This window comes from Bacteroides sp. AM44-19 (genome assembly GCF_003603395.1).
Taxonomy (GTDB): Bacteria; Bacteroidota; Bacteroidia; order Bacteroidales; family Bacteroidaceae; genus Bacteroides; species Bacteroides uniformis.
In genome coordinates, this window is the sequence record NZ_QTNB01000014.1 from 24,372 (window position 1) to 37,952 (window position 13,581).

Sequence of the window (13,581 nt, forward strand, 5' to 3'; positions counted from 1 at the left end):
TAAAACTAATGAACTTATGAGATCGTTTCTAAAGGAACCATAGTTTCTTGTGTAAAAGTTCAAAGGGAAATTCATGCTATACAAATATTGTCTCTTATTTGTATTATAATACCATTATCATTATATTTGCGTTATCGTAATGTGCATTACGGTAATGTACATTACGATAACGAAAGAGTTGATATAAAATAAAAGGTGTATTATGAAATTCTATAATAGAGAAAAAGAATTGGCTATTTTAAAGAATATAGCAGAACAGTCTCAAGAAGAATCGCAAATGACGGTTTTGGTAGGAAGAAGGCGTATCGGTAAGACCTCACTCTTATTGAAGTCAACGGATGGAAAGCCGACATTGTATTTTTTCATCTTACGCAAGGCAGAGAATCTTCTATGCCGTGACTTTATAGAAGAGGCAGAAATGAAGTTGAATTTTCCTATAGGAGAATATTCTTCCATAGGAAAGCTATTCCAACATTTAATGTTACTTTCAAAAGAACGGCCCTTCAATCTTATTATTGATGAATTTCAAGAATTGGATAGAATAAATCCTTCTGTGTTTGGAGAGATTCAGAAAGTATGGGATTTGCATAAAGACAGTAGCCGAATGAATTTACTTATAAGCGGCTCTATTTACTCATTGATGCATAAAATTTTTGAGAATAATAAAGAGCCACTTTTCAGCCGTGCGGGAAAAATTATACGTTTACAACCATTCAGGGTCTCTGTCATAAAGCAAATATTGGCAGATTTTCACCCAGGTTACACTCCCGATGACCTTTTGGCGCTATATACCTTTACAGGGGGGGTAGCTTGGTATATTGATTTGTTCATGAAAAATAAGGCTTTTACCCGTACAAAAATGATTCATTTCATGACGGAAGAGAACTCTTTGTTTTTGACTGAAGGAAAGAATCTTTTGATAGAAGAGTTTGGTAAAGAATATACCGTTTATTTTTCTATATTAGAATGTATTTCTCGCGGACTGACATCTCGTGGAGATATAGAAACAGCATTGAACGGAGTAGAAATAGGCGGTTATCTCTCACGTATGGAGAAAGATTTCTCTGTAATCAGTCAGCGTAAACCTATTTTTGCTCGTCCATCCTCCAAACAAGTCAGATACATTATTGAAGACAATTTTCTATCTTTTTGGTTTCGATTTATTTACAAGTATCAGAATTTGATAGAGGCCGGAAACTTAGCCTATCTGCGTAATATTATAGAACGGGATTTCCCTACATTTTCAGGATTGATGTTGGAGCGTTATTTCAAAGAGATGTACATAGAGGCCGGAAGATATACAGACATCGGAGGATTTTGGGATAGAAAGGGAGAGAATGAGATAGATTTAATTGCTGTTAATGAATTTGAGCGAACCATAGAATTCGTAGAGATTAAACGTAATCCGGAACGGATAGATTGGGGGATGTTGAAGAAGAAAGGAGAATATTTTCTCACTATCAATAAAGAATGGAAAAACTGCTCTGTTTCCTATAAAGGACTTTCTTTGGAAGATATGTAACCTTAAATAATACTTCCCTTAAAGTCTTTTGCAGGATTAAAGAAAGAGAAGCCGCTCATTTCACAATGAGTGGCTTCTTAAAAACACTTTATTATGAAATTCCGGTCTATTCAACCGGATGAATCATCATCATAGTTGTCACATTATTATTGTTTGGGTAATGCAACTAGTTAGTCTGCGCAGATAATTCTTTTGACAGAAAAATGAAGGAGCACTTAAATGAAAGAGAGAGTACTTCCGTATCATTCTTTTGTTGATTCATATAGAAAAATCGGTAAAGGCAAACTACTTTTACCGATTTTTTATAACATGTCCTTTGAGGTATTAATTCTGGTCGCTCGGAGAAAGCTGAGAATTATTCTCTATTTCAGAGAGAGGTAATTGGTAAAGGAACGGCCTGTCTTCTTGGTTATAACGGAACTTACCGGCAGAGAAGTGATTATTATTTTCTGCGCCCCAAGTTTCATCTGTACGATCTACAGGAATATTCAAACGACGATTATCAATATATTCCAAACCTTCACCCCAGAACTCTACACGTTTCTGATAAATGATTTCCTCTATCAGGTCAGCCTTATTCGTGAAAGTGTAATTATAATCGGGCTGGCGAGTCTTCATAAAGCTATTCAGTTCAGTCACTGCTTCTGCAGAACCCTTGTGAGCCAAAGCTTCCATTTTTATCATGTAAGCTTCTTCTGAACGCAGGTAAATATAATCTCCCAGTTCCCATCCGCTGAACACACCGGCCTTGATGTTATCACGACCTGTACCGATAAATTTTACAGCTTGGTATTCCACGGCAACTGGAGACTGAGTGTCACGAATCAATGTTATACGATTACCGGAAGCATCTGTTACACCTGTAGAACGGTCGCAGCAGAACCATTGCAGACGGATATCAGTATCCGCGATACGGTCTACTAATGGCTTAAAGGCAGCGCGCCATACACCGATGCCGGCATACCCATCACCATAAGTATCCATCTGCGAGAAGAAAGACATATAAGTCGTACTATTGTCTGCTGTAATATCACATCCGAATACTACATCCGGTAAGCTGATATTACTGAATCCCTGGAGTATCTGGTCTTCACTCTGCAATATGGGGAAATTATCAATCACCACTTGCGCATACTTTATCGCCTCATCCCATTCATGGATAACCATATTTGCACGAGCCAAATGCATAGCTACCACGCAGCCATCCATATCAGTGGGTGAGGAAGTACGCGTCATATCCAAATTCTTGAACAAATCGAAAGCAGTAGTAAGGTCACTCTTGATTTGTTCATAGATTTGGGCTACAGTAGCACGTGGCTGGTCACCTTCCGTATCCTCTGTAATAAGCGGTACACACGGAGACTGGGAGAAGTCATATTTCTCTCCACGGCCCCATTTCGTTCCATCCGCACCGGTATAGTAGGAATGCTGATATAAGTAAGTCAGTTGTAAGTAGGCATAGCCACGGAAACCAAGGGCAATGGCACGATATTTCAAATTGGCGGGATCTTCACTGCTGGGGTCAATCAGCTTGAGGATATTGTTGGCATTGGCTATGACGCGATAGTACTCTTTCCAACGGTTGTTGGTCGGAGTATAGTTCTGTTGCCAGTAATCCAGCAAATAATGATACATACTCATGGCGAAACGTCCGGTCATAATCATATCGTTGCCCATCAGCGATGTTAAGTAATCAAAACTCTTTTGACCGAAATAGTTGTGACTCATATTGACGTCAACATACTGTTGCATATCAGTATACATACCTGCCACAGCAGCTGAAAAAGCCTTATCAGGATCTTCCTGAGCCACATTGCCCAGTTGGTCTTCAGTCAAATAAGCGGTAACATCAGCATCTTCAATGCAAGATGTAAGCAGGCCCCCAGCAAGAAGCACCTGCATCATATATTTCATTATCTTCATATACAATTTTATTTTTTAGTTTAGAATGTAAGGTTGATACCTCCGGAAATCACACGCATCGGAGAATAGCCTCCATATTCATCATCAGAACCAGCCATTGCCACACGAGGGTCAAATCCCTGACGTTTGGACCACAAGCCGAGATTATCTGCCGTAGCATAGATACGCAGTTTCTCAACACCCAATTTCTGCGTCAGGTTCTTCGGCAATGTGTAGCCCAAAGTGATGTTACGGATGCTGAAGTAGCTGGCCTTTATCAGATTGAGGTCTGATTGCTGAGTGAAAGAGTTGGAAGCATTGTCAGCATTCCAAATAGGAAGTGAACCTTGACCGGTCTCAGGGTTGAATGTTTTCCACATATCCTTATTATGACCTACGTAGAATGAGGAGCTCATGCCGGACAGATAAGAATAGTCATAAGCATAGCCACCAATTTGGAAAGCCGTTGCTATAGAAAGGTCAATTCCCTTGTAAGAGAAAGTAGTGCTCAAACCACCGTTGAAATCGGGCAGTGCAGATTTTCCAATGAAGTAGCGGGTTGCGTCTGCATAAGTGGTGGTGGTAGTACGGCCTGTCACTTCCCCTTTCTCGTTTGTCTCATCCATGTACCACATGGCATTTCCTTTTTCGTCCATGCCGGCATACATATAAGTATAGTATTCAAAGCGGCTCTTACCTTCGCGCAGGTTGAACGGACCGGAAGTGATACCATTTTCACGGTTTTCTTCGGGCAGTGTCACGATGCGGTTCTTGTAGTGAGATCCCACGAGCGATACCGTCCACTTTAGGTCGGGCTGATTGAAAATATCCACATTCACTTCAAACTCTATACCAGTGTTTTTCATCGCACCCAGGTTTTCCCAATTATACGGACGTCCGGCTGTAGAGTAAGCTACAGGGCGCTTGAAGAGCATATCGTCTGTACGACGATAAAAATATTCGAATGAACCGTATACTCTGTCGAATAGACGGAAATCTACTCCCACGTCAAAAGTCTTCTGCTTTTCCCAAGTCAAGTCCGGATTACCGTAGAATTCCGGTGAATAACCCAACTCTGAACCATTCCAAGTAACTGTGTATTGGTCTTGATAAGGCGTGTACACATAGGCATAGTCATACTCCGAAAGGATGCTTTCATTACCTTGGGTACCATAAGACGCACGCAGTTTCAAGTCGTTCAACCAAGAGTTTGTACCCTCCATGAATGCTTCGTTGGAAATACGCCAAGCGGCACCTACCGACCAGAAATTACCCCAGCGGTCCAAGAAGCGGGAAGTACCGTCGCGACGGAAGGCTGCAGAAAGATAATATTTGTTGCTATAGTCGTAGTCTGCCATACCGAAATACCCCTCGATGTTATGGTTTGCCGTGTAGCTGTTAATGTATTGCATTTGTCCACCGTTGTCCAGTTCCGGATTGTTCGGATTAAAGAAATTGGTCTTCTGTCCTGCTAAATACTGATATTCATACTTATAGTACTCGTGACCTATCTTGGCCGACAAGTGGTGGTTATCGCCAAAAACATTGCTGTAGGCCAGAATCTGGTTGAAGTTGGTAGTCGTAGTGTTGTAGCTTCCTTTTGTACCACGACCACCGAAAGACTGTCCGTCACCGATGAGCGGAGTGTAGAATACTGTCTGGCTACTGTTCGTGAAATCATAACTGTAGTTTGCTGTAAACTTGAAATTCTTCAAGAACGAGATTTCCAGATACGAGCGTGAAGTCAGATTATTGTACACAGTTTCACGAATATCCTCTTTCATATTGGCTATCACATTCTGGTTAGTAGCCGTAGGACGTTTAGATGTACCGTCTGTCTCACCGTTTCCGGCATCATACATAGGACTTCCGTCCTCATAATATTTCATATTACCTTCTGCATCATAGGCATGAACCGGGAAGATGGGAGCCCAAGAACGTGCCACCTCAAAAGGATTGGAGGCAGCTCCGGCATTCTCTTGTACACCATTCTGAGTTGCTTTGGAATAGCCTACATTGGTACCTACCTTCAACCAGGATTTCAACAGAGAGTTAACGTTGGCACGAGCCGTAAAGCGCTCATAAGAAGAACCTAGCACATAAGAGTCATTGTCCAGAAAGCCCATAGATACATAGTAATCTGTGCGGTCATTACCACCCGATGCAGATACATTATACTCTTGACGGAAGGCATTGTCGAACAAGGCATCGGCAAACGAATCATTATAACGCAGACGTGCATTGGGGTTAAGTTTTCCATCTGGTGTTACCAGATACTCTCCTTGCGGGATGATATAAGCATTGTAATTACCCAGTTCGCCCAGCAAATCCTGACTGGCTGCTAAATTAGAGTCTTCAATGGATTTTCCAGCCGCCCAATAGGTGTTACGAAGACCATACCAAGACAAACGGTAGAACTCTCCCGGATCAGTAGCCATATCATAGTCCTTGTACGCACGCTGTGCCACACCCCAGGAGCCGTTAAAGTTGATGGCCACCTTGTCTTTGCGTCCGGTCTTGGTAGTAATCATGACCACACCACCTGCTGCACGGGAACCATACAAAGAGTTGGATACAGCATCTTTCGACACGTTCACTGAAGCAATGTCTGTAGGGTTGATGTCCGACAACTTGCCGTTGAAGGGCACACCATCTACTACAATCAGTGCATTGTTGCTGGCCGAAATAGAACCGATACCGCGTAATACGATATTGGCATCTTGTCCCGGCTGGCCGGAAGAACTTACAACTTGCAAACCAGCCACAGCTCCTTCTAATGCATTGGACACGGATGTAGCTTGTGAATTACTGATAATCTCATTCTTTACACTGCTGATAGAACCCACCAAATCTTGTTTACGTTTAGTGCCATAAGCCACTACTGTTACTTCATCAAGTATCTCTGTATCAGGCATCATAACCACTTTTACGCTCGGTTTGATTACCACTTCTTGAGTCTTCATACCGATGTACGAAATCACCAGAGTTTTCGCGGAACTACAATATGTGTATCTTGTTGGTAATAAAGGAGGTACAATAATTCAAGAAAGTTTCAAAAGGAAGTGTTCCCCTTTGGGAGATACTCTATACATGTTCACTATACATGACAATCTACTTATATGATACTATTTGTAATAGTAATGTGCTGATTTATAATAGTCTGATTCTGTACTAATATGTTATAATCATAACGTTAGGATTTCTTTTTTTTTAAGAATGAATGCTTATGTCAACATCTATCGTTTAGTTGTTTTTTGTCAATTATTTACTTGTATTGTTTGTTACATCCATGAAAACGTAAAGCATTATATAAAATATTATTGAAATTATAAAGGTTACATAGATACCATCTTACCCATTTATCCATTTTATGCATAGAACACTATGCAATTGTCCTTATTTTAAATGGAGATATCCGTTTGTTTATTCCAAATACAAAAGTAATTGAAGTAAAGAACTCTGTAACTGCGAAAAACTACTATTGGAAGTATGTCAAAAATGTAAACCTGCCCTTTTCGGATGGAAAAACGATTGTTCAGTCAAGGTTTAGTTCTTTAATTCCCCAAAGATTTATGTAGTAAACAATGTTTTTGGTTTCTTGTTTGGGATTATATTTTTCTGATGAGGAATACCTATTATGAGAAAATATAGTCTACATGAAATTACGTCGCTTGGGTGGAGATATTTTTATCATAATCAGGAAATGCAGAATATGCTTTTGTGACCCACTCTAGCTCTCATATCGTGCGGGCAATCCAGGTTTGCTGCTTATTGAAGAAAGGATACTCCTATTGTTTCAGTTCTTCTCCATAAAGTTTACGCAGCATGATACGTGCAGGTACACTTTTAATTTCTCCATTGGGCAAGCCTTGTATAATGCATTCATTGCGCAATGCTTTTTCTTCAAGCATACGGCGTTCGGCTAATGCCAAACCGAAATGTAACTTTTCGCTCAGTTCTTTTCTTTCATTCTCTGACATAACTTTGTATTTTATTAAATCGTTCAATATGATGTATATGCATCTCCATCCCCCGTCCGCCTTCAGCAACAATAATACGGGGTGTCTCGCTATTATCTGCCAATAGCCAATAGTCCACACAGGGCATATAAATATTGAAAAAGTTATTGATACCTGCTTGATAACGCCGAATCACAACCTCTTTGGGAATGTCGTGCCCACCATTACGTACACGTTGGGCTACACGCTGAATAGCCAAGTCGGGCGAACTCAACCAGAAATATATTAAATTGACTTTATATCCTTGCTCTTGCGCACGATGGACAAGGCGGGTGTAAGTTCTTGTGGCAAGTGTGGTTTCTATAGAAAAGTTTTGTTGATTTCTCAGCAATTCATTAATCCTTTGTAACATCAACCGTCCGGCTTCAATAGCCATACTTTCGGGATTGAAAGGAGATAATCCACGAGCTATTTCATCTGCATTAACAAACTCCTTGCATTCCAGAACATCCGGTAGCACAGTGTAAGATGCCGTAGTCTTACCAGCACCATTACAACCACTAATGATGTAGAGCTGTTTTTTAGAATCCATATTCATGCATTTATCTAATTGCAAACATACGACATTTTTATAAGATTATGGATAATTGATAGTTATTGTTTTTTAAAAGTTGATTGTTCCGCAGGTATGAGAAGTACAGGACTCTTTTGAGAACTCCACATTTCTCACATATCATCTATCCTTATTTTCTTCTTGATGAAATATCTGTTTACCAAAGTACGTTTTACGAATTGAGGTGGAGCAAAGTACTTGCCTTTCCCACTTGCGCTATATAGATAGCCCTCCCCTCTAGTGATCATTGATGAATACCAAATGGCAGGCAAATATCCTGAGAATAGTGTGGAAACGCTTTTATTGTTCTCCTCTAATAACAGAGGGAATGCTTTATAGCATCCCCTCTCTCAAAAAACACTTTATTTATAGAATAATTCCGGTAGAATTATTTTCCTCCAAGATTCAACTCATCGTTGTAATCAGTTTCATTCAAAGGTACATCCCATGTCCATTTGTTGACACCGGAGGCAGGAATGGTTTTTGCAACGGAAATGTGAGCATTACCACCTTCGGCAAAACTGTGACGGACTATGTCGCGGTTCCATCTCTTGTAGTCGCTCCATGCAAAACCTTCACCCCAGAGTTCCAATTCGCGATAGTCCATAATTTCATTCCAAAGAGCTTCGCCACTCTTGTCGCAAGTGTATTCAGGATTACGTCCGGAAGTGGCATTCAGTTCTACCAGTGCGGCACGAGCAGCAGTCTCGTCATTCAAGAAATAATTAGCCTCTGCCTCTACCAATACCATTTCCGATGAACGGATGAAAGGCAGGTAGCTGACGCCCGGAGTGTCGAATACATAAAACTTCAGTTGTCCCCCCAGATACATATAACCAGCCTGATAAGGAGCTTCCAGGCCACTGACCGCCATTTTCTGGCAATAGGCAGCTGCTTCTTCCCAAAGAGCATCTGCTTTTTTCTCATCATCTCCCATTCCAAGAATGCCGTAGCCTAAATCCATGGCTGAACCGTCATTGAAGTTATAGCCGGGGAATTTGTCTTCGGTTAGGAACAGTGCCTTACGAGCATCGTTGTTGGGAATGCGATTAATCAGTTCACGACCGATAGAGCCTGCACCGTTTGCCGCCCCTGCCGCATTGGCATAATATCCGTTGCATGCATACTGAGTACCATAACTCCAATACCAGTTATTCTCTTGTGCACTACCAAAGCTTCCGAAAATCCATTCACTGGTTGGATTACAGAACCCTGCATGATATTCTGCATTGCTCATGAGTGGGTAGTTCTGGCGAGCCAGCTTAGCTTCAGTCAATGCTTTGGTATAATCTTGCTTGGTAAGAGCGGCACGGGCGTAGATGGCATGTGCCACATTGATGTTCGGCATCCATACTTGTGAGGCATTACGGTCCATACCGCTTTGCTCAAACAGCATGATGGCTTCGTCCAAATCTTTATAAATCTGTGCATACGTTTCAGCTAATGTGGCATAACCTTGTCCACCGGTAGATTCGTCCAAACGAAGTACTATCCCCTGCGAAGCGCCATTGTTGGAATCTTGCCAGCGCCAGCAATAATAGTGTACCAGTTTTTCGAAAGCGTATGCACGAAAAGTCAGTGCAGATGCCTTGACAAAATTCCTTTCCGCTTCCGTACCTTCGGCATTGTCTATATTGGCAAGAATGGTGTTGGCATTACCTGCTATGGTATAATAGTAATACCATGCGTAAGCATCGTAAATGGAGTTAGTACGTGTGTGGAACTCTTGATTGAAGATAGGAGACCATCCGGATGCGTAATAATTGTAATTGTAATTTTCACTCGGGTAGCTTTCGTACTGAATCATTATGTTGTTCTCACCAGCAAATCCACCTCCAAAATAGGAGTGTTGTGTTGTCATGATTTTGGCGATACCGTTCAATGCCTTCATGGCATTGGCCGTGGTACCTACGGCATCGGTTGCTCCGGTTGAGTCAGTAGGTGCTGTATCCAGATAGTCACCGGCGCAAGAAGACACCAGCATCATACCTGCCAATAGGCTTCCTGCGAACAATTTATTGATAATCTTTTTCATTTCTAATACAAATTATATGGTTATACCTTTAGAATTTCACAGTCAGTCCGAAGTTATAAACACGGGCTGTCACATACGTATCGTCCGAACCTCCGTTGAAGGAATACTGCGGATTCAATCCTTTGCGTGAAGTCAATGTAAAAAGGTTCTCTACACCGGCAGTCAGCGAAAGGCCTTCTATACCTACACTTTTTAGCCAACGCTTGGGCAAGCTGTAGGAGAGATTCAGGTTCTTGAATACGAAGTAAGAAGAGCTTGTCAGCCAACGGTCACTGGTGGCATTCAGGTCGGACGATTTGTAAAAGTCGGCGCGCGGAGTTCCATTCGGATCAATGCGATTGGCAGAAGTTTCTGTCATTCCCGCAGGAACTTCTTTCCAAGAATTCAGGATGTCCTTGTGGTAAGCGCTGCCGGCAGCACCGGATTCAGACACACCCATCAAGCTGGCATAGCTACCATCGTATGTTTTACCGCCTAAAGAATAAGTAAACAGCATGTTCAAATCCCAGTTTTTCCAAGAAAGAGCTGAGCTGATAGAACCGTAAACCGTAGGAAGTGCGCTGCCGGCCCAGTCACGTTTGGCGTATGAAGTCGCGGTAGCATAGTCCGTACCGTTGATGGTAGTCAATGCACCGGCTTCTTGGGCGGCGGCTTTCTTGTCCGGATCCAGTGTATAGAGAGAAGTACCGGTCATCTGGTCCACACCTTCGAAGTGGTAAGTGTACCATTCGTAGATGGAGTGTCCTTCGGAGTAGTTTTGCATACCATGCAAGATGTCCTTTCCATCGGGCAGTTTCACGATTTTATTCTTCAGGAAAGTAGCGTCTGCGCCGATGTTCCATTTCCAGTCATTGTTGTTGATGACATCGGCATTCAAAGAGATTTCCCAGCCACGGTTGGATACGGTACCGATATTCTTGTATTGCGTCAGGTTCATCGGGGCAGTATCGGCAACCCAAGGATAAGAACCGGCAGAAAGCGGTAGGCGTACCTCAAACAGCAGGTCTTTGGAACGTTTGTCGAAATAGCCTATTTGGAAGTTCAGACGGTTGAACAGACGCCCCTCTACGGCAACATCCACCGTCTGTGTAGTTTCCCACTTGATGTCCGGTGCTGAAAGTGATTGTTTTACCAAAGCGGCTTCACCACCGTTCTTGTCAATGGTATAAAGAGCCATGTGACCATAAAGGCTTACGCCCATATTGTTACCGACTTCACCATAGGACGCGCGCAACTTCAAGGCATCCACCCAATCTACATCTTGCAAGAAAGCTTCTTGTTTCATGTTCCAGCTGGCACCAACAGAATAGAAGTTACCCCAGCGATTGTCCTTGTGGAAGCGTGAGGAACCGTCACGACGGAACGAACCTTCTACGAAATAACGGTTGTCATAATTATACTTTACGCGTGCCAGATAAGACTCCGTCTTGTCCTCATCATCACTTCCGGAAAAATAAGAGTTGTTAAGGAAATTGCCCATAGTAAGGTTTCCGTCTACAGCCATACCGGTGTTCATTCCGGAAGTGTACTTGCGCTCCCAACTATAGTTCTCGTGAGCCACCATAGCTTCCACGTTGTGTACCTGATTAAATTGATAGTTCCAGCTCAGAATTTCCTGCAAGGTTACAGTCTTGTATTGGTAGGCATAACTTGTCAAACGACCGCCATTCGTAGCACCGTCTCCAATTTCGGGATTGTCATATTTCTTATTGTTCGAAGTGCTGTTGTTCAGGTCACCTTTTACAGTTAATGAAAGTCCATACGGCAACGAGATGGTGGCAAAAGCTTGTCCGCCCAATACGTTGCGCACACTTTCCTGCTTATTATACAACATTTCGTAAGCGATGTTGCGGTTACTCAGATAAGATGAAGTGGTGTCATAAATTTTGTTACCATCAGCATCCAGTTGGTATGTACCGTCGGCATTGTGCATAAACAACGGATAGACCGGAGCCATATAACGAGTAATGTAGAACGGATTGGCGTAATAGTTGCCACTGGCATTACTGTTATAGTCACGCTTGGTCCACGAGCCAGTCAAGTTCACGCCACCCTTGAACCACTTGTTAGGTGTATAAGTAGTGTTGATACGCCCGGAGAAACGTTCGTAACCTGTGGCTTTTACATATCCTTTCTCATTCAAGTAGCCTATGGAAGAATACACGTTGTATTTCTCTCCCGAAGTGGCGGCGGAAAGATTGTATTCCTGACGGTGTCCCGTGCGTTCGATGGCATTCTGCCAGTCCAAGTCGTCATAGCCAGCCAGGCGAGTGGCAATCAGTTTTCCGTTATTGTCAAACAACTTATCACCAGCGGCATTGTAGATATTACGACCGATAGATTCACTAACCACGTGTCCCGTGGCATATGCGGCAGCATCGCTTGCCGACATGCCGGCATTGCTCATCATGGCATTCTTCTTGGCCATCCAGGTAGCTTCCATCCAGCGGTCTGCATCCAGACGGTCGTACTCGGGAATACCTCTGTTATACATACCTTGATTCATTTGCAGCGTAATACTCGGTTTATGAGTGTTTCGTCCGCTCTTGGTTGTAATGATGACAACACCGTTGGCAGCACGGTTACCGTATAATGCAGCCGAAGCAGCATCTTTCAAGATGGACATGCTTTCAATATCATTAGAGTTTAGTTCGGCCATGTTTCCATCGAAAGGGACTCCGTCCACTACATACAGAGGATCTGAAGCACCTGAAACCAATGTACCAAAACCACGGATACGGATGCTGGGGGCAGAACCGGGTTCACCATATGTATTGTTCACTTGTACACCCGGTGCGGCACCTTCAAGTGCACCGGTTACGCTGGTTGTGATGCGCTTCTCTATTTTCTTATTGTCAACCACCGAGATAGAACCGGTCAACGATTCTTTTTTAGCAGTACCGTATGCCACTACCACAACCTCATCCAAAGCTTCTGCATTGCTTCTCATTGTCACCTTTACACTCGGCTTAATCGCCACTTCCTGCGTCTGCATACCAATGTACGAAATCACCAGAGTTTTCGCGGAACTACAACTCTTTTATTTTATTAATAATCAAGCAATTATACCATGTAATAGAAATCACTATAGCGAAATTTCCTTTCTCACAAGGTATGTGTATAGGGGTACAATGCATAAAACCTTACTGCTGTGATACTATTTGTTGAATTAATGACTTGGTTATCATATGTATATCATAAAGTTAATACGTTGCTTAAAGATTTTAAATGATTATTTCTCTTATATGAAGAATATCTTTTGTCAACATCTATCATCCTAACTGCTTTCGATGAAGCATTTACTCTACATTGTCATTTTATTAGCGAAAGTACTAAAGTCTATGTAAAAGAATATTTCAATAGCTTCAAAAAACAGTAAACTCAAAACTTTGTGATTAGCCAAATAATCAAGACAACTGTTGTTTCTTCATAAGAGTTTTCATCATTTCTGCTTCCACACTTCCACCCACTCCTTGTATTCCTTTATTCATCGGTATTACAAGTGCTGTGGAAGCAACTCAAAAGTGTGGAAGCAAAATTTGCTTCCACA

General features: G+C 42.2%; 7 protein-coding genes. 1 reads left to right on the forward strand and 6 read right to left on the reverse strand.

Features of this window, described 5'->3' with window-relative positions:
* Positions 1 to 202 precede the first annotated feature (202 nt).
* Entirely contained in the window at positions 203 to 1,522 is a 1,320-nt protein-coding gene (locus tag DW947_RS16855; RefSeq protein WP_005835055.1) for an ATP-binding protein, read from the forward strand.
* 324 nt (positions 1,523 to 1,846) lie between these two features.
* Here DW947_RS16855 and DW947_RS16860 read toward each other — a convergent pair whose 3' ends face one another.
* The 6 genes from DW947_RS16860 to DW947_RS16885 all read right to left on the reverse strand — a co-directional run bounded on the left by DW947_RS16860 (position 1,847) and on the right by DW947_RS16885 (position 13,047).
* Positions 1,847 to 3,445: a RagB/SusD family nutrient uptake outer membrane protein gene (locus DW947_RS16860; RefSeq protein ID WP_034533057.1), complete on the reverse strand. Its 1,599-nt coding sequence runs from the start codon at positions 3,443 to 3,445 to the stop codon at positions 1,847 to 1,849.
* A gap of 20 nt (positions 3,446 to 3,465) precedes the next feature.
* Positions 3,466 to 6,408, reverse strand: coding sequence for a SusC/RagA family TonB-linked outer membrane protein (locus tag DW947_RS16865; protein WP_119958571.1), 2,943 nt, complete (start codon positions 6,406 to 6,408; stop codon positions 3,466 to 3,468).
* Positions 6,409 to 7,212: 804 nt separating this feature from the next.
* Complete coding sequence (locus DW947_RS16870; protein ID WP_005835040.1) at positions 7,213 to 7,404, reverse strand: hypothetical protein; 192 nt, start codon at positions 7,402 to 7,404, stop codon at positions 7,213 to 7,215.
* Positions 7,391 to 7,975, reverse strand: a complete 585-nt coding sequence (locus DW947_RS16875; protein ID WP_034523328.1) for a zeta toxin family protein — start codon at positions 7,973 to 7,975, stop codon at positions 7,391 to 7,393. Before DW947_RS16875 ends, DW947_RS16870 begins: the two co-directional genes overlap by 14 nt.
* A 409-nt stretch (positions 7,976 to 8,384) precedes the next feature.
* Positions 8,385 to 10,031, reverse strand: a complete 1,647-nt coding sequence (locus tag DW947_RS16880) for a RagB/SusD family nutrient uptake outer membrane protein (RefSeq protein WP_005835044.1) — start codon at positions 10,029 to 10,031, stop codon at positions 8,385 to 8,387.
* 28 nt (positions 10,032 to 10,059) lie between these two features.
* Positions 10,060 to 13,047: a SusC/RagA family TonB-linked outer membrane protein gene (locus DW947_RS16885; RefSeq protein WP_259018163.1), complete on the reverse strand. Its 2,988-nt coding sequence runs from the start codon at positions 13,045 to 13,047 to the stop codon at positions 10,060 to 10,062.
* Between the last annotated feature and the right edge of the window lie 534 nt (positions 13,048 to 13,581).

Excerpts from the sequence above, each read along its gene's own strand:
- DW947_RS16855 (WP_005835055.1), top strand. The coding sequence starts at position 203 with ATGAAATTCTATAATAGAGAAAAAGAATTGGCTATTTTAAAGAATATA.
- DW947_RS16860 (WP_034533057.1), bottom strand. The coding sequence starts at position 3,445 with ATGAAGATAATGAAATATATGATGCAGGTGCTTCTTGCTGGGGGCCTG.
- DW947_RS16870 (WP_005835040.1), bottom strand. The coding sequence starts at position 7,404 with ATGTCAGAGAATGAAAGAAAAGAACTGAGCGAAAAGTTACATTTCGGT.
- DW947_RS16875 (WP_034523328.1), bottom strand. The coding sequence starts at position 7,975 with ATGGATTCTAAAAAACAGCTCTACATCATTAGTGGTTGTAATGGTGCT.
- DW947_RS16880 (WP_005835044.1), bottom strand. The coding sequence starts at position 10,031 with ATGAAAAAGATTATCAATAAATTGTTCGCAGGAAGCCTATTGGCAGGT.